Genomic DNA, 17680 nt, shown 5'->3' with positions numbered 1-17680 from the left:
GAACGAGGCGATGAACATGCGAGTCCCGTCAGCCGTCCCCGCCACGCCGAACGGCACCACCCGTCCGCAGGTCCGCATCGTGATCGTCGGCCATGTCGACCACGGCAAGTCGACCTTGGTCGGCCGTCTGCTGCATGAGACCGGCAGCCTGCCCGAGGGCAAGCTGGAGATGCTGCAGGCCGTCTCCGCCCGCCGCGGCATGCCGTTCGAATGGTCGTTCCTGCTCGACGCGCTGCAGACCGAGCGCGACCAGGGCATCACCATCGACACCACGCAGATCCGCTTCCGCACCAATGCGCGCGAGGTCGTGCTGATCGACGCGCCCGGCCACGCCGAATTCCTGCGCAACATGATCACCGGCGCCTCGCAGGCCGATGGCGCGGTGCTGATCATCGACGCGCTCGAAGGCGTGCGCGACCAGACCCGCCGCCACGGCTATCTCCTGCATCTGCTCGGCGTGAAGCAGGTCGCGGTCGTCGTCAACAAGATGGACCGCGTCGATTTCGGCGAAGACCGCTTCGACGCGATCAAGGCCGAGATCTCGGCGCATCTCGAAGGCCTCGGCGTCAAGCCGGTCGCCGTCATCCCGATCTCCGCGCGCGACGGCGACGGCGTCGCCGAGCTGACCTCGCGGATCGGCTGGTACGACGGTCCGACCGTGGTCGAGGCGCTCGACGGGCTGGAGCCGGCCAAGCCGCTGTCGAGCCTGCCGCTGCGCCTGCCGGTGCAGGCGATCTACAAGTTCGACGACCGCCGCATCGTCGCCGGCCGCGTCGAGGCCGGCGAGTTGCGCGCCGGCGACGAGATCGTGATCATGCCCGCCGGCAAGATCGCCAAGATCAGGACCGTCGAGGGCTGGCCGCAGACCCCGGTGACCACGGCGCAGGGCGCGGGCCGCTCGGTCGGCATCACGCTCGATCGCGAGCTGTTCATCGAGCGCGGCGACGTCATCGCCCATGTCGGCCGCGAGCCGCAGGCGGCGCGCCGGCTGCATGCGCGCATCTTCTGGCTGCACGACCAGCCGCTGTCGAAAGGCGACAGCATCCTGGTCCGGCTCGGCACCCGCGAGGCGCGCGGCAGCGTCGTCGCGATCGCGAAGGCGGTCGACCCGGGCTCGCTGTCCAACGAAGAGAACGCTTCGATCGCGCGCAACCATGTCGGCGAGATCGAGATCGCACTGACCCAGCCGGTCGCCGTCGATCCCTACACCGAGAATGCGCGCACCGGCCGTCTCGTCATCGAGGTGCAGGGCCGCATCGCCGGCGGCGGGCTGGTGCTGTCGATCGCCGCTGGCAAGCGCGCCGCACCGGTCGACATCATGCCGGTGGAATCGGCGCTGCAGCCGCAGGAGCGCGCCGATCGCTATCGCCACAAGGGCGCCGTCGTGTGGATGACCGGCCTGCCCGGCGCCGGCAAGTCGACCCTGGCGCGCGCGCTGGAGCGGCGGCTGTTCAGCCGCGGCGGCGCCCCGGTGCTGCTCGACGGCGACACCGTCCGCGCCGGCCTCAACAAGGATCTCGGCTTCACGCCGGAGGACCGCGCCGAGAACATCCGTCGCCTCGCTGAGGTCGCGACCCATCTCGCCCGCAACGGCCACATCGCGATCGTCGCCGCGGTATCGCCCGCGCGCGAGGACCGCGCGGCTGCGCGCCGCGTCGCCGGCGACCTGTTCCGTGAGGTCTACGTCGCGACGGCCGCCGAGATCTGCGAGAGCCGCGACCCCAAGGGCCACTACGCCAAGGCCCGCGCCGGCAATCTGCAGAACTTCACCGGCATCGGCACCGACTACGAGCCGCCGCTCGATGCGGAGCTGGTGATCGACACCGCGACGCGCGGGATTGCGGACGCCACCGACGAGCTCGAGGCGCTGCTGTCGCGGACATCCGTGCTGTTCGACGACATCGCCGATCTCGGCGCGAATATCTGACGTCTGCTTCCAGACTTGTCATGCACTCCGTCATTCCGGGGCAAGGCCGCAGGCCTTGAACCCGGAATCTCGACATTGTCTTGCGCTCAATCCCCAATCACTTCGAGATTCCGGGTTCGATCGTCGACGCACAGCCGCTTCACGGCTGCGCATTGCCGATCGCCCCGGCATGACGGTGAAGCGCGACCCAGCTCAGCCGGACGCTACAGCGCGCCGACATAGGCGGTGAGATCGTCGAGCTCGGCCTCGGTCGGCAGTCGCGTCTCCATCTTCTTGGCATAGAACTCCCACATCAGCTTGACGGCGTCGCGCAGCGACGCCGTGCGGCCGTCGTGGAAATACGGCGCGGTCGACGCGGCCGCATGCAGGGTCGGCACCTTGAACTTGCCGCCGGTGCCGATGTCGTCTTTGCTCTTCTTGTCGAAGCTCGGCAATTGATGGCAGGTGCCGCAACCGCCGTCGCCGATATAGAGCTCATAGCCGCGCCTGACGGCCGCGCTGGCATCCTCCCTCGGCGTGCCGTCCCCCTTGACCTGCCAGTTCGCCGGATAGTTCAGCGTGCGCACATAGGCGACCAGCGCCGCCAGGGTCTCCGGCGACGGCTCCGGCCCCTTCATGCGGTTGACGATGATGCCGCGGATGCTGTCCTCCAGGGTCGGCGCCTGGCCGGCCCAGCCGAACACCGCGCGCTCGCCGACGCCCCACAGCGTCGGCGTATTCCGGCCATTGGGATCGCCGTCGGCGACCACGTCGAGGCCGACATAGGTCTTGTTGTTGGTATGCCCGGTCGAGAAGTGGCAGGTCGCGCAGGACGCCTTGCCGCCGCCGGAGAGGCTCGCGTCGTTGAACAGCTCCAGCCCCTTGGCGGCGAGCTCGGCTTCGGAGAGCTGGGCCGGTGGCGCCACGGCGGCGCCGACCGTGGTGGGCTCGGCCACCGGCGCCTCGGTCACGGCAGGTGCTGACGGCGCCTTCGGCTGCTTCCTCACCGCCGCGGTGGCGTGGCGGATTCTCGGCCTGTGCTCGGACGACGCCGCGTGCGCCGATTTCGGCTTCAACGCTGAAGCCAGCATTTGCAGCAAGGTCGGCTTCTGCGGAGCTGCCGCGAGATAGGGCGCTACAGATTTGTCCGCCGCAAGCGCGGGCAGGGCGAGCAGGCCAAGACACAAGACGACCGACCGCAGCCCCGTGAACGACATCGCCCGTCTCCCCCGACATCCCCTTGATGCAAATCGTTATCGATAGCTTTTACGTCCGAAGTGGGACTGTGCGGGGGCAATGAATCGGCGCAGGCGGGATTGAGCGGCGTCAGTGCACGGCCTGACCGCCATCGGCGGACGCGATGCCGGCGTGCGTCGAGAACAGCCGGCGCGGCGAATGTGAGAACCTGTCGCCTCCATCGACGACGGCGCGCCGGCGCGTCAGGCGATGCGCGCATCCTGGCCGGAGAACTACGGAGGAGTGCGCCGGCTCGTGCCTGGACAGCAGTTTGCCCACGGCGCGGCCGCCGCATCGGCAAGCAGAAATTAGCACTTGATCCGCACAGTTCACGCCACCCGCAGCAACGCGGTCGAGGCGCATGATGGAGCATCTGGCGGCCTATTGGTCGACGGCCGAACTGGAGACGAACGGGATTCTGCTGCTGCACCTGATGGGTGCGGCGGCCGTCGGCCTGCTGCTGGGCTACGAGCGCACCTATCACGGACGCGCGGCCGGCATGCGGACCTACGCCCTGGTTTGCGTCGCATCGACCTTGCTGACGGCGATCAACGGCTTTCCCGGCAGTTGGTATGGCGGAATGGCGGTGTCGCCGACCGTCTCCGATCCGACGCGCGTGATCCAGGGCCTGATGACCGGCATCGGCTTCCTCGGCGCCGGCGTCATCATCAAGGACGGCTTCACCATCCGCGGCGTGTCGACGGCCGCCTCGATCTGGATGACGTCGGCGATCGGCATCATCATCGGCATCGGCTTCTACGGCACCGCGCTTTGCGCCACGGCATTGTCGCTGGCCGCGATGACCCTGCTCGGCCAAGTCGAGAAATGGCTGCCGCATCAGACCACGCTGTCGCTGTCGGTCGTCTACCGCCATGGCCTGCAGCCGAGCGAGGCCGAATTGCGCGAATGCATGCGGGCCTATGGCTTCGACGTGCTGGACTGGTGCTACGAATACAGCGAGACGAAGCGGCAATTCCATTTCGAGCTGGTGCTGCAGGCCGCCGGCCGGTTTGAAACCGCCCAGATGGCGCGCGACCTGTCCGGCGCAGAGGACGTCGTCGAATTCCGCCTGGCGCCGTCGCGGACGTGAGGGTAGCGCGTAGCCGCATGAGCCAGGCGACATCCGGGACTGGTCTTGCCGTATCGCGGCACGCTCAAGCAACACGCCTGCGTCACATTCGGCAATGCGGTCCCTCAATGCCGCTTTATGGTCCCATCGGGCCGCCACCTTTTCGGCTTCAATGTTCAGTGCTATGTTCCCATCATGACAACCGCCGAAGAGATCGAAAAGGCCGTCCAACAGCTCAATCCAGACGAACTCGCGCGCTTTCGCGCATGGTTCGAACGGTTCGATGCTGCGTCATTCGATGCTGCGATCGAGCGTGATGCTCATACCGGGAAACTCGACGCCTTGGCGGACGAAGCTCTTGCGGCGCATCGAGCTGGCCGCTCCCGGCCATTGTGACCCATTTCGCATCTCCGAAATTTTGGGCGGCCTACGAGTTGCTGCCTGAAGCCATCAAAAGGCTCGCCGATCAGAATTTCGAGCTTCTGAAACGCGATCCACGTCACCCTTCACTCCAGTTCAAGAAGGTCGGACGGTTCTGGTCCGCTCGGGTCGGACTACGCTACCGAGCCCTCGCGACCGAGGTCGACGACGGCTATTTGTGGTTCTGGATCGGCTCACACGCCGACTACGACAAGCTCGTTGGATAGCCTAGGCGCGGACAAAGGAAAGCGCCATGCGGATTGATGGTTTGCTATTCATTCAGCGACGCGCCTGCGATCTTTTGCGACCATCGGGTGGGCAAAGCGGCGCGGGCAGGCGGCGCGTGCCCCCCATCTCAAACCGGTGAAGCATGGTGAGCACGGCGCTCCGCGCCTTTGCCCGGCCCACGAGCGACCTGCGCTTGCCTGCAGCAGAAGGTGTCGGATAGTTGGATGATGTCACAGACTTCAGACCAACTCCTTCAGAAAATTCTGGACTTCGTCAGGGCCGAGACCGGGATCCGCGAGCAAATCTCTGACGAGTCCGACATCGCCGGAGACCTCGGCGTCGACGGCGATGATGCGCGCGAATTCATGCTTGCATTCCAGCGGGCGTTCGACGTCGACCTGTCCGGCTTCGAATTCGACCGCCATTTCGGACCGGAGGGCCTGTCGCTGACCCGGCTTGTCCTGACCGTTCTTCGCCTGCGCCGCCCCCAGTTGCCGCTGACGATCGCCACACTCGTCGATGCCGCGAGACAAAAGCGCTGGCCCAATGAAGCGACATCGATCGCCGTCTCGCCGGAAGGCCGCACGGCACCGCCGGAGATGTGAGCCTGACCGCCGCGTTCCAAATCCAAGTCTGCCCCTATTGCGGAACGAGGCTATCGACCCTGGTCAAACCGTCGACCCTCAGGGCGTTCCGCGCATTAGCGCAGGATCATGGGCGGACGATTTTTGATAGGATTGAATCACGTCGTGCCAGGCATTGCGCTACATCATCATGGAAGACTGAGGAGTCTTGCGACATCGCTGGACTGACAAAGCGACACCAAAGGCGGCGCGTGACCACAGTGCCAGAGCAAGCAAGCCCTGACGTCCAACAGGGGAGGCCAAATGAGCCAATCATCGCACGTGGCTGCTGATGCCGTGTCATCGCAGGCGAAGACCTTGATGACATTGCTCGCGAGCATCAACCGCGACATGGCGAAGCTGGCACACGATCTTCGCCAGCGTCCATCAGTCGCTGAGGTCAGGCACGGCTGCGATCTCCGCGAGTACAAGGATGCGTTTCGTTATGAGGATCAACCCTTTTGCGCGTTCGAAGTCTATGTTGAAGCCGATCTTGTGGACGGCACTGCACGCTGGTGGCTCCTCGATGTCAACTGCACCCCAACGGGATGGGAACTCAGTCGCTCCATCACCCATGATAGCGCCGCGGGACAAGACACCGAAATGCTGAAGATGCTTTCCTCACCTCACTTCACCGAATTTGCTGCGCGAGCGCCCGTTGCGCTGTTCGAGCTGCTAGAACTCGCGCGGTCGGGTATCCCCGGCTCTGAGCAGGCATAGCACGGACGGCCCGGATCGACGCAGCGACCCGTCTGACGGTCACGAATGGCTTTTTGCATCCGCAAAACCCAACCGTTTCACGAATGCTGGCATTTGGGAGCACGGAGGGGAGTCGCTACCAAGTCAATTCCGGACGCCGCCATCGACCTGAGGAGCGGCCAAGCCCGCTTCCGGACCACGCCTACAGAGCACCCGCGCTCACGAGCGCGGTGCGGAGGTCGATCCGAGCAGCTTCCTCGCCTGTTCAGCGGCGCGATCCAATCTGATCCGGTCCTTGCCCTGGCCGATCTCATGGCGAAATTCCTTTAAGCTCTGAATTCTGACTTCTGTCAGAATCATCGGATCACGCCCGCGCGCCACATCGAAGCTCACGACAGAATGATCATCGACAAGGATGGTATAGACGTCTTCAGCCTGCTCGGGGATATGCCTCAGCACATGATGGATTGATCCTCCCGGACAGAGGCGATCAATCAGTGTCAGGAGCTCCGCACGACGTGCATCTTCCGGCAGCAGCGCATTGAGTTCGTATCGATCTTTCAGGCGAGCCATCGACATGGGCTCCGTTGTGCGAACACTCTGCCGGCGCGGACGTCATATTCGAAGGTTCTCACAAAGCCAACAGGCAAGACCAGATGGAAGCTCGGTCGGCACTAGCTCGCCAGCTTGCCCTGCCCCGAAGTCCGCAAAATCTGCCTGCGCAGAAAAGCCGAATTGCTCAGCCCCATCAACCCGATTTGCCCTGTCCAGTCCCCGCGCCAAAAATATTCTTCTTTCTTTTTTTCAGAAATCATGCTTATCTCTCCGCATCCCGTCCCACACGAGGGACAGTTCGCGACCGTCACGGACGTCGGGTGCGGGATGCGGTGGGCGCTTTGGGCTGCGGCGTGAGCAATCATGTCGACGGACAGTCCCGAGGCGCACGGCCAAGCCGTGGGGTCCTGGCATCCCGACGCTGATGCCACGCAAGCTGCGACGCCGACGCGTCGCGCGGGCAACGGTGACCAGAAAGCCCGGCGCACCGGGGAGACCACGGAGCAACCGTAGAGCCATCGCGCAGGGAAGGCCGGATGTCCGGCTGAACCTGTGGTGACTGCCGCCTGCATTTTTTTCTGCAGGCGGGCCATGGGTGCAGCCTGCACCCGGCCTTCCCTGCGCCTCTCGTGACCGAGAGGCGGCAAGTGTGCAAAGCTCGGACGCGAACAGGCGCCGCGAGGACGAAGTTGCATGAGCCATCACCACCACGAGCGATCACCTTCGTTGAGTTGTCCGCAGCCGTTTGGTGTACGTCGAAACGCCATTTGCGGCACGCTGTGCGTTGTCACCCTACCCTGGAGGGGGAGGGTGGCAGCGTGCCCGATCCGAGGGCTCTGCACGGCTGTGGGCTCGCGGCCGAACTCTGAGGCGGTCCTGCGAAATTACTTGTCATCACTCCGCCCGGAACCAGCCCGCCTGTCCGCTGCCCTCCCCCGACCAACTGCGATACCCCTCCCCCCTTTCGTGGCCCCCGCTTTGGCGCTAAATGCACTGCACACGCCGCCTTCGAGGCGGCCATTTCAGCACGCCCAAGACACGCGCAACGTCGCCCTATTCGAGAGAAACGTCTCATCATGACCCGTATCGACGCCCATGGACTGAAGATCGCCCCCGTTTTGTTCGACTTCATCGCCAAGGAGGCCGCGCCGAAGACCGGGATCGATCCGGACGCGTTCTGGGCCGGCCTTGCCGCGATCCTGCGCGATCTCGGCCCTAAGAACCGCGAGCTGCTCGCCTTCCGCGACGCCCTGCAGGACAAGATCGACGCTTGGCACCTCGCCAACAAGGGCAAGGCCTTCGACCTCGGCGCCTACACCGCATTCCTGAAGGAGATCGGCTACCTGCTGCCCGAGCCGGCCACGCACAAGGTCGAGACCGCCAATATCGACGAAGAGATCGGCAAGATCTGCGGGCCGCAGCTCGTGGTGCCGCTCACCAACGCCCGCTACGCGCTGAACGCGGCGAATGCGCGCTGGGGCTCGCTCTACGACGCGTTCTACGGCACCGACGCCATCCCGCACGATCCGAGCGAAGCGGGCAAGGGCTACAACAAGGCCCGCGGCGACAAGGTGATCGCCAAGGCCAAGGCCTTCCTTGACGCCGCCGTGCCGCTCGCCACCGGCAGCCACACCGACGTCACCGCCTACAGCGTCATTGCCGGCCAGCTCTCGGCCAAGCTGAAGAGCGGCAACGCCACTGCGCTCAAGAACGCCGACCAGTTCGCCGGCTATCAAGGCTCGGCCGACGCGCCCTCCGTGATCCTGCTTGCCAACAACGGGCTGCATGTCGAGGTCGTGATCGACCGCAGCCATGTCATCGGCAAGGACGATCCGGCCGGCGTCTCCGACATGATCCTGGAAGCCGCGGTCTCGACCATCCTCGACATGGAGGACTCGGTCGCCGCCGTCGACGCCGAGGACAAGGTGCTAGTCTACCGCAACACGCTCGGCCTGATGAACGGCACGCTGTCGGCCGACTTCGAGAAGGGCGGCAAGACACTCACCCGCGCGCTGAACAGCGACCGCAGCTACACCACGCCGTCCGGGGGCAGCCTCACGCTGCACGGCCGCAGCCTGCTGCTGATCCGCAATTGCGGGCATCACATGTTCACCGACGCCGTGCTCGACTCCCAGGGCAAGGAGGTGCCGGAGGGCATTCTCGACGCCGCCGTCACCGGCCTGCTCGCGATGCACGACCTCAAGGGTCTCTCCAAGGTCAAGAACAGCCGCACCGGCTCGATCTACATCGTCAAGCCGAAGATGCACGGCCCGGACGAGGTGGCGCTGACGGTCGAGCTGTTCGCGCGCGTCGAGAAGATGCTCGGCCTGCCCGAGAACAGCATGAAGGTCGGCATCATGGACGAGGAGCGCCGCACCACGGTGAACCTCAAGGCGTGCATCCAGGCCGCGTCCAAGCGCATCGTCTTCATCAACACCGGCTTCCTCGACCGCACCGGCGACGAGATCCACACCTCGATGGAAGCCGGTCCGATGATCCGCAAGAACGAGATGAAGGCGCAGCCCTGGATCAAGGCCTACGAGGATTGGAACGTCGACAACGGCCTGACCTGCGGCCTGCCTGGCCATGCCCAGATCGGCAAGGGCATGTGGGCCGCGCCGGACAAGATGGCCGACATGCTGGCGCAGAAGATCGGCCACCCGCAGGCCGGCGCCACCACCGCCTGGGTGCCGTCGCCGACCGCGGCGACGCTGCACGCTTTGCACTATCACCAGGTCAACGTTCACGCCCGCCAGGCGGAACTCGCGAAGGGCGGCCCGCGCGCCAAGCTCGGCGACATCCTCACCATTCCGGTGTCGCAGTCGAACTGGGCGCCCGACGACGTGCGCCAGGAGATCGACAACAACTGCCAGGGCATTCTCGGCTACGTCGTGCGCTGGATCGACCAGGGCGTCGGCTGCTCCAAGGTGCCCGACATCCACGATGTCGGCCTGATGGAGGACCGCGCCACCTTGCGCATCTCGAGCCAGCATCTCGCCAACTGGCTGCACCATGGCGTGGTCAGCAAGGAGCAGGTGATGGATTCGCTGAAGCGCATGGCCGTCGTGGTCGACAAGCAGAATGCCGGCGATGCGCTCTATCAGCCGATGGCGCCGTCGTTCGACGGCGTGGCGTTCAAGGCGGCCTGCGACCTCGTGTTCGAAGGCCGCACCCAGCCAAACGGCTACACCGAATACATCCTCACGGCGCGCCGCCGCGAGGCGAAGGCAAGCGCCTGATGCGAAAAGCCCCGGCCATCCGCCGGGGCTTTTTTTGATCTGCCGGAGGTAACATGATGCCAGATCATATCACCGCGATGAATCGAAGCAGCGAGATCACGCCGAGCACGATGACGATCACGCGGCAGATCTGCTTGGCCCGGCCGTCGATCGGCAGCAGGTTGATCAAATAGAGGATGAGGATGACGACGAGAAAGGTGACGAGAGCACTGACGAGCATGAATGAGCCCCTGAACGAGAGGAGGATGCGCTGGCGGTGATCAGCTAACACGCTCGGCGGCTGGTAGTTCCACTCCCGGAACCTGAGTGCTCAACGACTGTCTCCGTAGTTCAACGGAGCCAGCCCTCATCCAGATTTTTACGGGTCTGCGGTCAAATGCGGTGAATCGGAGATCAACATGCTGAACCGCCTGACCATTTCCACGACGTTGAAGGCCATCATCCTGGTGACGGCATGCCTGTTTGTCGGCCTGTTCGCCTCGCGGGCCTACAATTCGTGGCAGCAGCTCGAGCTCACCGCGCGCATCAGCTCGATCGTCGATGCCTCCGAAAGCATGTTCAAGGCGATGGACAAGCTGCGGGCCGACCGCTCGACCTCGAACCGCATGGTGACCGTGGACGAGAAGGTCGAGCCAGAGACCGAGCGATACGTCCGCGGCCTGCGCGACGTCGCCATGCCCGCCATGGGCCGCGCGCTGGGCACCCTTCCGGGCATCGAGTTTGCTGACAAGGCGGCGCTGCTCTCGCAATTCCAACAACTGCTGACAACGCTGAGCGATCAGCAGAGGGAATTCTGGCAGGAGGTCGCCAAGCCGAAGGCGTCGCGCCGATTGGCGCTCGGCAAGGAATACATGCAGACCGAGGACAGGCTGCTGGAGACGCTGGAGAAGATCCAGGCCATTCTCGCCGCCGAGGTCAACCATGCGGATCCGACCATCGATCAGCTGTTGCAGATCAAGCAGATCGCATGGCTGCTGCGCAACACCGCCGGCGATGCCTCCTTCCTGGTTTCGAACGGCCTCGCCGCAGGCAAGATCACGCCCGAGGCGCGGCTGAACTATACCAAAGCGGTCGGCGGCGCCGAGGCCGCATGGAAGGCGCTCGAACTCGCGACCAGCGGCGCAAAATGGCCGGCCGCGATGACGGCCGCGCTGGAGGCCACGCGCAAGGCCTATTTCGAGACCGAGTACACGGCGCTGCGCGATCGCCTCGTCAACGCGCTCGCGAGCGGCGAGACGCCAGAGATGGTCGCCAACAAATGGAGCCCGTTCACGGTCGGGCGCCTCAATGCGGCGGTTGCGGTCGCCGAGACCGCGCTCGAGACCGCAAGGACCTATATCGAGGAGCAGCATGCGGCGGCCATGCGGACCCTTGGGGTCGAACTCTGCCTCCTGATCGCGGCGACCGTGATCGGCGGCACCGCGCTGATGCTGGTGAGCCGCCGGGTGATCCAGCCCCTCAACAGAATGCGCGATGCCATGCTGGCGGTTGCGGGCGGCGACCTCAGCGTCGAGACGGGCTACATGCAGCGGCAGGACGAGATCGGTGCGCTGGCGGGCGCGCTCGAAACGTTCAAGCAGCAGGCCAAGGACAAGCTCGCGATCGAGGCCCAGGAGCGCCAACGCAACGAAACGACGGTCGCGCGCCAGCGGGCGATCGAAAGCTATGTGAGCGAGTTCGAGGGGCTGGTCCGCGACTCGCTCGAGCAGCTCGGCCGCGCCTCCACCGACATGCAGGCGACGTCCGCCGGACTGACCAACGTCTCGCGGCAGACCAATGCCCGCGCCGAGGAGGCCTCGAAGGCCTCCAGCGATGCGTCGACGAGCGTGCAGACGGTCGCCTCGGCCGCGGAGGAACTGAACGCCTCGATCGCCGACATCAGCAAGCAGGCGTCGCATGCGGCCGGAATCGCCAGCCGCGCAGTGGAGCAGGCCCGCATGACCGACGGCACGGTGCAGGGGCTGGCACAATCGGCCAATCGGATCGGCGAGGTGGTCGGGCTGATCAACAGCATCGCCTCGCAGACCAACCTGCTCGCGCTGAACGCGACCATCGAGGCAGCGCGCGCCGGCGAGGCCGGCAAGGGTTTTGCGGTCGTCGCCTCCGAGGTGAAGACGCTGGCGAGCCAGACCGCGAAGGCGACCGACGAGATTTCCGAGCAGATCGCCGACATCCAGCGCGTCGCCAATGACGCGATCGACGCGATCAAGCGCATCGGCGGCATCATTGGCGAGGTCAACGAGGTGGCGACTGCGATCGCCGCGGCGGTGCAGGAGCAAGGGGCGGCGACGCAGGAGATCTCACGCAGCACCCAGTTCGCCGCCGACGGCACCAAGAACGTTTCCGACAACATCACCGGCGTCAAGTCGGACGCCGATGCCGCTGCGGCGGCGGCCGACAACGTGCGCTCCGCCTCAGAGACGCTGGAGAGCCAGAGCAGGAATCTCGGTCATCAGGTCAGGGACTTCCTCGGCAAGATCCGCGCCGCCTGACGACCTCGCAGGATCAGTCGGACGCCGTCACCGGCGCGCGCTCGTATTTCGCGCGCAACGCCGCGGGCGCCGGCGAGAAGTTCAGCTCGGCGCGCTTGCCGCTGCCGGTCCGGTTGGCGACCTTGAGGCCGTCGTCGCTGGCGACGACGTCGCCCTTGCGCAGGGTCGGATCGTTGTCGATCGACACCTTGGCAAGGCCGAAATGGTCCTTGCCGTTGCAGGTGCAGCCGTCGACGATCTCGGTGCGATACTTGAAGGCGTTGGGCAGCGCCGAATACGGCTTGCCGCCATCGGTCTCGGCACCGTCGATCGAGCTGCCATAGACAATCTCGGTCTTGGCCGCCGGGCAGAAGCTGTTGCAGGCGGCTTCCTTGCTCTGGTCGCCGGTCGCGCCGAGCGGGAAGTAGCGGCCATCACAGGTGCGGACACACCAGGCGACGCTGCTGCTGCCGCCGCGATAGGTGACGTCGCCCCGCGGGGCCGGCCGTGGCGCCGGTGGCGCCTCGTCGGCGAACGGCATCCGGATATAGGGCGCCTGACGCTGCGGTGCGTTGAAGCCGCCGAACAGCGCCGAGAAAAAATCCTGCGCGCCCGCTGTGGTCGGCGCTGCCAACGCACCCGCGGTTGCCATGGTTGCCACTGCAATGGCGGCGAGTGCACGTCGACCGTTCATCATTCCGCTCCCATATCAATTGACGGCCGAGACGGGCAGCGACATCGCCTGCCGCCCCGACGGCAGCGACGTCACGCGCGGCGTACGGCCGGCATTGGTGCGCGCCTGCAGCGAGCCGGCCTTCGGCAGCACCACGACCTTCGTCCCCACCTGCACGCGGCTGAACAGGTCGGAAACATCCTCATTGGTCAGGCGGATGCAGCCCGACGACACGAACTTGCCGATCGTCGTGGGGTCGTTGGTGCCATGGATGCGATACTCGCTGGACCCGAGATACATGGCCCGGGCGCCGAGCGGATTGCCCGGGCCGCCGGCCATGAAACGCGGCAGATAGGGCTGGCGCGCGATCATCTGCGCCGGCGGATGCCAGTCCGGCCATTCCGCCTTGCGCGTCACCGTCTGGACACCCGACCAGGTGAAGCCCTGGCGCCCCACGCCGACGCCGTAACGCAGCGCGCGGCCGCCGCCGAGCACGTAGTACAGATAGGTATTGCCGGTATCGATGATGATCGTCCCCGGCGCCTCCCGCGTATCGAGATTGACGATCGTGCGCCGCAACCTGTCGGGCAGCCGGCTGTCCTCGTCCTGCTCCACGGCGGGTGCAGTCGCCTCGTCCGGCGGGAAGGCCTGCTGCTGTTCGACCGACGCATATCCGAGGCTCTGTGCGTGAGACGCGGTGGGACCAGCAACAAGAAGAACCGCGACGCAGGCGATCAGCGAAGCGGTCCGCGCAAAGCTGCGGTGATCGGAAACGAGCTGTGTCATGGAGTGCCCCTGTCAGACGAGCATCGCGGTACGATGCGTGATTGCTTTCCAAACGCCGAACGTCTCGCCGTAGTTCCGGCCCGGTGTGGTCGCCCTGCGTCAGTCAAGCGTATGAGTTCTCACGTTTGCGCGACGGAACCGGATGGCCCCTCGGTTGTTGGATGACGAGAACGTCACCACGCGAGCTGTGCGCGAACGACTCGATCGGGAGATTCATGGTGCGTGTACTTCCCACCGAGCGGCTGCTCGCCAGCGGGAACGACGATTCAGCCTTGAATGAAAGTCACCAAGAAGTACCGCCCGTGATCAGGCGGGCTGACGTCGTCGCCATCGCTCTCGTCATCCTCACGGCCGTCTGCGTGACGGGTGTCCTCTATGTCGCCCGGGGGTTTTTCCTGCCGATCGTCATGGCCTTCGTGGTCGGCACCATGCTGTCGCCGGCCGCCAACTTCCTCGAACGCCATCACGTGCCGCGCGGCGTCGGCGCCGTGTTGATCGTGATCGCCGTTGCCACCGGGCTCGCCTTCATCATTGGCCTGATTTCGGCGCCTGTGCTCGACTGGACCAATCGCCTTCCCGAGCTTGCCACGACGCTCAAGGCCAAGCTGCACGTCTTCGATCGACCGCTGGCGCTGTGGCACGAAATGCAGGCGGCCGTCGGCGGCGGAAGCGCACAAGCCTCGGCCAGCCTGGAGCTCCCCAAGTTCGATTGGGTTCAGCCAACGATCGAATTCCTGTCGCCGACCTTCACCGAATTCCTACTGTTCTTCGCGACGCTCGTGCTGTTCATCGCAAGCTGGCGCGATCTCCGGCGAGCGCTGATCATGACCTTTGGTGATCACGAGGCACGGCTGCGGACGCTGCGCATCCTCAATGAGCTCGAGCTGCACCTCGGCAACTACCTCCTAACAGTGACGCTCATCAACACCGGTGTCGGTATTGCCGCCGGCCTCGCCTGCGCCCTCGCCGGCATGCCCAATCCCGCCGGCCTCGGGGCGCTTGCGGCAACGCTGAACTTCATCCCCATCATCGGGCCGATCGCGATGTTCGCGGTGCTCGTCCTGGTCGGCGCAATCGCATTCCCGACCTTGAGCGCCGGCATGGTCGCGCCCGCCATCTTCGCCGTGATCACCTTCATGGAAGGCCACTTCGTCACGCCGACCATCATCGGCAGGCGGCTGGCTCTCAACGCACTCGCGGTGTTCATCGCGCTGGCATTCTGGACCTGGCTGTGGGGCCCGATGGGAGCCTTCCTTGCCTCGCCGCTCCTGATCGTCGCCCTCATCGTCAAGGAGCATCTGCTGCCGGACGACTCGCCGCAACTGCCGGCAGACTAATTCGGTTTCCACCGTCGGAACTTCGGCTGAGACCCCGCGTTTGTCGAGCAGACGCAATCACCTTGCTCCGGGAGCTTGCCATGCCACCGACTGACGGTGAGACCGCCCTGAAAGATCTCGTCGACAAAGCGAACTACGAACGCCTGCAGAAGGATGTCCACGCCGTGAAAAACGATATCGCAGCTCTCACCGAACAGATCACCGACGCGCTCAATGCTTTCGCTGGGCAGGCCAGCAAGCAGGCCCGCAGCGGCTATCGTCAGGCACGCGAGAACGTAGACCAGACGTTCGACGACATGTCCGAGCGCGGCACTGCGATGTTTGGTGCAGCCCAGGATGCCGCAAACTCGCTGGAGGAGCGCCTCGAGGACGTGATCTCCCATCGCCCACTCGCCACCGTGGGTCTTGCGCTCGGACTCGGATTTCTCATCGGCGCCGCCTGGAGACGCTGAGGGTTGGCCCCTGAAATCCAGAGGTCGTCTTGTTTCGGCGCCGCGTTTTCGGCGCCGATTTGAGTTTGTTGCGCAGATGAACGAGACGAGGAGGAGAATGACATGCTGCAGCGCCTGATTGCGGACTTCCAGGAATCGACCGGGCATGCCGTTCGGCTCACATCGCTCGCAATCGCTGCAGCGGTCGGACTGTTCGTAACCACGAGCTTTCTGTGCGCCGCAGCTTTTGTCGCCGTCCTGGATCGTTACGGGCTCGTGGCCGCGTGCCTCACAGGTGCCGCCATCTTCTTCGTGGTGACGTTGATGGCCGCAATCAGCTACATGGCGCGCAAGCGCGCAATCGAGAGTCGTGCCGCGCGAACCGCGGAAACGGCGCGGTCGGCAGTCCAATCTGCTTTCGCAGACCCGATGTTGTTGGCAAGCGGCCTGCAGATCGTCCGCATGATTGGCATCAAGCGGCTGATTCCCATTCTGGCTGTGGGCGGTCTGGCGCTCGGATTCATGGTCAGCCGCCCAGCCGCGGAGGAGCAAACTCCCGCAGAGTGAGGACTGCCCCTGACCGTCATCGGACGGCTTTTATCATTTGCCAGGCGTTGATCCGCCGCTTGAGCCGCGGGCCTGGTGCGAGGGGCTGTAACTAAGTCACACACCGTCCCGGTTGCAGGCGCTTGGCGATCTCCGTCAGCACGGACACCGACGGCTCGCACGCCACCGGATGCTTGACGGCCTGCCGCTCGTTGCCGGTGGTGATGAGCTGCGATCCCTGCGGCGATGGTAACGAGCCCGCGCTTACACCCGTGGGGTTGAAGGGAAGCCGCACCAAGAAGGAGGTCTCCGCGAAGGCTGCCAGCTTGATCGACACAGTCTGCGACGGCGCCGCAGTACCGTTTTGTTTGGCGCGGTCAGCCTTGGCGGCCCGGTTCACGTCATTCGCGGTTGCGACGATCGGCTGGGGAGAGGGGCTCTGAGCCGGCAGGTTGGCGCCAAGATCATGGCCTGAAGCCAGTTGCATTGCGCCCACGAGCATCGCGGAAGCCGCAAGCGAACCCAAAACGATAACCTTCCTGGTCTGCGACATGTCTCTGCTCCCCTCGCCGTAAGGCGATCGGCATACCAACGTAAGTCGCAGGAACTGGGTTCTCGGTTGGGCAAATCACTTAACCGTGTGTAAACTGCGGCGGTATTCTTCAATTTCATGGCGCCAAAAAATTCGATCTCACGCGGAACGACTTTTCGGGTCGCGCGTCATCTCGGCAGCCGGTTATTCCCCCTGCCCCATTGACCGGCGACGCGGGGCACCGCCGTGGTGATGCCGGCGGTGCCCCGCATTCTTTCCTGATCCACCCTTCCGGTCAGATCGCGGCCCCGACATTCGCGGCGCTTTATCCCCTTTTCGTCCCGGTTATATGTTGAAGCAGCGCGGCTGCGTTCATGGTCCGCGCACGTGGGGGCAGGGATGCTGAGCTCGCTGGATCGCGTCGGCGTATGGAGAGGGTTTGGACTGGCGCTGGTTCTCGTGTGCCTGTTTCCCGGGATTGCAGCGGCCGACGGCGCCAGGGAAACTTGGATCAAGAACCTCGTCGCACAATTGAAGGTTCAGCGTCGCTATCCGCCGCAGGCCTCGGATCAGGGCGGGACGGCCAAGGTCCTGTTTCACATCGACCGCGAAGGCCACCTCATCTCGGCGGTGCTGGCCGAAACGACCGGTGACCCCGCGCTTGACCAGGAAGCGCTCGCCATGGTGGAGCGAGCCCAACCATTTGCGCCACCGCCGCCGGAACTGGCGGACGGCGATCTCACTTTTCTCGTGCCGATCGTGTTCGCGCCTCGACGGACGTCCGCAATCATCCGGCTTGAGGAGACAACGTTGAAGCTCCAAGAGACCAAGCCGAATGACGCGACGCTGAAGGCACGGCTCAACGGCGTGTGCCGCGGCTGCTGATCTCGTCTTCGATGCTGCAACGAAATCCGGCGCGCTCCGTGAGG

At 65.0% G+C, this 17680-nt stretch carries 19 protein-coding genes; 12 read left to right on the top strand and 7 right to left on the bottom strand.

Going from position 1 to position 17680, the window contains the following annotated elements; translation table 11 throughout:
• The first annotated feature begins 10 nt into the window (after nt 1-10).
• Nucleotides 11-1927, top strand: coding sequence for an adenylyl-sulfate kinase (gene cysC, locus ACQR0U_RS04840; protein ID WP_316169494.1), 1917 nt, complete (start codon nt 11-13; stop codon nt 1925-1927).
• 203 nt (nt 1928-2130) lie between these two features.
• On the opposite strand, the gene ACQR0U_RS04835 is transcribed toward cysC, so the two are convergent.
• A complete protein-coding gene (locus ACQR0U_RS04835) occupies nt 2131-3123 on the bottom strand; it encodes a cytochrome-c peroxidase (protein WP_316169495.1) in 993 nt (330 codons plus the stop codon).
• A 380-nt stretch (nt 3124-3503) separates the two neighbouring features.
• Between ACQR0U_RS04835 and ACQR0U_RS04830 the strand changes: the two genes are divergently transcribed.
• The 5 genes from ACQR0U_RS04830 (at nt 3504) to ACQR0U_RS04810 (ending at nt 6202) form a co-directional block, all read left to right on the top strand.
• Complete coding sequence (locus ACQR0U_RS04830) at nt 3504-4232, top strand: MgtC/SapB family protein (RefSeq protein WP_316169496.1); 729 nt, start codon at nt 3504-3506, stop codon at nt 4230-4232.
• Between the two features lie 45 nt (nt 4233-4277).
• Nucleotides 4278-4607: a hypothetical protein gene (locus ACQR0U_RS04825; protein WP_316169497.1), complete on the top strand. Its 330-nt coding sequence runs from the start codon at nt 4278-4280 to the stop codon at nt 4605-4607.
• Nucleotides 4604-4858 (top strand): ParE family toxin-like protein, encoded by a 255-nt coding sequence (locus tag ACQR0U_RS04820; protein ID WP_316169498.1) that lies wholly within the window; start codon nt 4604-4606, stop codon nt 4856-4858. The genes ACQR0U_RS04825 and ACQR0U_RS04820 overlap by 4 nt, the downstream gene beginning before the upstream one ends.
• A 225-nt stretch (nt 4859-5083) precedes the next feature.
• Nucleotides 5084-5464: a DUF1493 family protein gene (locus ACQR0U_RS04815; protein ID WP_315813925.1), complete on the top strand. Its 381-nt coding sequence runs from the start codon at nt 5084-5086 to the stop codon at nt 5462-5464.
• Between the two features lie 282 nt (nt 5465-5746).
• Nucleotides 5747-6202 carry a hypothetical protein gene (locus tag ACQR0U_RS04810; RefSeq protein ID WP_316169499.1) on the top strand — a complete coding sequence of 152 codons (456 nt, stop codon included), beginning with the start codon at nt 5747-5749 and terminating at the stop codon, nt 6200-6202.
• A 198-nt stretch (nt 6203-6400) separates the two neighbouring features.
• Here ACQR0U_RS04810 and ACQR0U_RS04805 read toward each other — a convergent pair whose 3' ends face one another.
• Together ACQR0U_RS04805 and ACQR0U_RS04800 are read right to left on the bottom strand one after the other, a co-directional pair.
• Nucleotides 6401-6754 carry a hypothetical protein gene (locus ACQR0U_RS04805; protein WP_316169500.1) on the bottom strand — a complete coding sequence of 118 codons (354 nt, stop codon included), beginning with the start codon at nt 6752-6754 and terminating at the stop codon, nt 6401-6403.
• A 101-nt stretch (nt 6755-6855) separates the two neighbouring features.
• Nucleotides 6856-6996 carry a hypothetical protein gene (locus tag ACQR0U_RS04800; protein ID WP_316169501.1) on the bottom strand — a complete coding sequence of 47 codons (141 nt, stop codon included), beginning with the start codon at nt 6994-6996 and terminating at the stop codon, nt 6856-6858.
• 816 nt (nt 6997-7812) lie between these two features.
• On the opposite strand from ACQR0U_RS04800, the gene ACQR0U_RS04795 reads away from it, so the two are divergent.
• Complete coding sequence (locus tag ACQR0U_RS04795) at nt 7813-9975, top strand: malate synthase G (RefSeq protein WP_316169502.1); 2163 nt, start codon at nt 7813-7815, stop codon at nt 9973-9975.
• Between the two features lie 64 nt (nt 9976-10039).
• On the opposite strand, the gene ACQR0U_RS04790 is transcribed toward ACQR0U_RS04795, so the two are convergent.
• A complete protein-coding gene (locus ACQR0U_RS04790) occupies nt 10040-10195 on the bottom strand; it encodes a Thivi_2564 family membrane protein (RefSeq protein ID WP_315713847.1) in 156 nt (51 codons plus the stop codon).
• 178 nt (nt 10196-10373) lie between these two features.
• On the opposite strand from ACQR0U_RS04790, the gene ACQR0U_RS04785 reads away from it, so the two are divergent.
• The gene (locus ACQR0U_RS04785; protein ID WP_315713846.1) at nt 10374-12467 is read left to right on the top strand and encodes a methyl-accepting chemotaxis protein; all 2094 of its coding nucleotides are present in this window, start codon (nt 10374-10376) and stop codon (nt 12465-12467) included.
• A 13-nt stretch (nt 12468-12480) separates the two neighbouring features.
• Here the strand turns inward: ACQR0U_RS04785 and ACQR0U_RS04780 are convergent, their stop codons facing one another.
• Nucleotides 12481-13140 carry a DUF2865 domain-containing protein gene (locus ACQR0U_RS04780; protein ID WP_315713845.1) on the bottom strand — a complete coding sequence of 220 codons (660 nt, stop codon included), beginning with the start codon at nt 13138-13140 and terminating at the stop codon, nt 12481-12483.
• Nucleotides 13141-13155: 15 nt separating this feature from the next.
• Nucleotides 13156-13905, bottom strand: coding sequence for a L,D-transpeptidase (locus ACQR0U_RS04775; protein WP_316193507.1), 750 nt, complete (start codon nt 13903-13905; stop codon nt 13156-13158).
• Between the two features lie 218 nt (nt 13906-14123).
• On the opposite strand from ACQR0U_RS04775, the gene ACQR0U_RS04770 reads away from it, so the two are divergent.
• The 3 genes from ACQR0U_RS04770 to ACQR0U_RS04760 all read left to right on the top strand — a co-directional run bounded on the left by ACQR0U_RS04770 (nt 14124) and on the right by ACQR0U_RS04760 (nt 16240).
• Nucleotides 14124-15242 carry an AI-2E family transporter gene (locus tag ACQR0U_RS04770; RefSeq protein ID WP_315713843.1) on the top strand — a complete coding sequence of 373 codons (1119 nt, stop codon included), beginning with the start codon at nt 14124-14126 and terminating at the stop codon, nt 15240-15242.
• 80 nt (nt 15243-15322) lie between these two features.
• On the top strand, nt 15323-15694 hold the full coding sequence (locus ACQR0U_RS04765; protein ID WP_315713842.1) for a DUF883 family protein: 372 nt from the start codon (nt 15323-15325) through the stop codon (nt 15692-15694).
• A gap of 102 nt (nt 15695-15796) precedes the next feature.
• A complete protein-coding gene (locus ACQR0U_RS04760) occupies nt 15797-16240 on the top strand; it encodes a hypothetical protein (protein ID WP_316169505.1) in 444 nt (147 codons plus the stop codon).
• 91 nt (nt 16241-16331) lie between these two features.
• Here ACQR0U_RS04760 and ACQR0U_RS04755 read toward each other — a convergent pair whose 3' ends face one another.
• A complete protein-coding gene (locus ACQR0U_RS04755; RefSeq protein ID WP_316191675.1) occupies nt 16332-16772 on the bottom strand; it encodes a hypothetical protein in 441 nt (146 codons plus the stop codon).
• A gap of 378 nt (nt 16773-17150) precedes the next feature.
• On the opposite strand from ACQR0U_RS04755, the gene ACQR0U_RS04750 reads away from it, so the two are divergent.
• Nucleotides 17151-17636 carry an energy transducer TonB family protein gene (locus ACQR0U_RS04750; protein WP_434842663.1) on the top strand — a complete coding sequence of 162 codons (486 nt, stop codon included), beginning with the start codon at nt 17151-17153 and terminating at the stop codon, nt 17634-17636.
• Nucleotides 17637-17680: the final 44 nt, after the last annotated feature.

Source organism: Bradyrhizobium sp. HKCCYLRH3097 (genome assembly GCF_051167875.1).
GTDB lineage: Bacteria > Pseudomonadota > Alphaproteobacteria > Rhizobiales > Xanthobacteraceae > Bradyrhizobium.
This window is presented reverse-complemented; position numbering and strand designations above follow the sequence as displayed.

Coding starts and splice junctions, on each gene's coding strand:
- cysC (WP_316169494.1), top strand. CDS start 11: ATGAACATGCGAGTCCCGTCAGCCGTCCCCGCCACGCCGAACGGCACC.
- ACQR0U_RS04835 (WP_316169495.1), bottom strand. CDS start 3,123: ATGTCGTTCACGGGGCTGCGGTCGGTCGTCTTGTGTCTTGGCCTGCTC.
- ACQR0U_RS04830 (WP_316169496.1), top strand. CDS start 3,504: ATGATGGAGCATCTGGCGGCCTATTGGTCGACGGCCGAACTGGAGACG.
- ACQR0U_RS04815 (WP_315813925.1), top strand. CDS start 5,084: ATGATGTCACAGACTTCAGACCAACTCCTTCAGAAAATTCTGGACTTC.
- ACQR0U_RS04810 (WP_316169499.1), top strand. CDS start 5,747: ATGAGCCAATCATCGCACGTGGCTGCTGATGCCGTGTCATCGCAGGCG.
- ACQR0U_RS04805 (WP_316169500.1), bottom strand. CDS start 6,754: ATGGCTCGCCTGAAAGATCGATACGAACTCAATGCGCTGCTGCCGGAA.
- ACQR0U_RS04800 (WP_316169501.1), bottom strand. CDS start 6,996: ATGATTTCTGAAAAAAAGAAAGAAGAATATTTTTGGCGCGGGGACTGG.
- ACQR0U_RS04795 (WP_316169502.1), top strand. CDS start 7,813: ATGACCCGTATCGACGCCCATGGACTGAAGATCGCCCCCGTTTTGTTC.
- ACQR0U_RS04790 (WP_315713847.1), bottom strand. CDS start 10,195: ATGCTCGTCAGTGCTCTCGTCACCTTTCTCGTCGTCATCCTCATCCTC.
- ACQR0U_RS04785 (WP_315713846.1), top strand. CDS start 10,374: ATGCTGAACCGCCTGACCATTTCCACGACGTTGAAGGCCATCATCCTG.
- ACQR0U_RS04780 (WP_315713845.1), bottom strand. CDS start 13,140: ATGAACGGTCGACGTGCACTCGCCGCCATTGCAGTGGCAACCATGGCA.
- ACQR0U_RS04775 (WP_316193507.1), bottom strand. CDS start 13,905: ATGACACAGCTCGTTTCCGATCACCGCAGCTTTGCGCGGACCGCTTCG.
- ACQR0U_RS04765 (WP_315713842.1), top strand. CDS start 15,323: ATGCCACCGACTGACGGTGAGACCGCCCTGAAAGATCTCGTCGACAAA.
- ACQR0U_RS04760 (WP_316169505.1), top strand. CDS start 15,797: ATGCTGCAGCGCCTGATTGCGGACTTCCAGGAATCGACCGGGCATGCC.
- ACQR0U_RS04755 (WP_316191675.1), bottom strand. CDS start 16,772: ATGTCGCAGACCAGGAAGGTTATCGTTTTGGGTTCGCTTGCGGCTTCC.
- ACQR0U_RS04750 (WP_434842663.1), top strand. CDS start 17,151: ATGCTGAGCTCGCTGGATCGCGTCGGCGTATGGAGAGGGTTTGGACTG.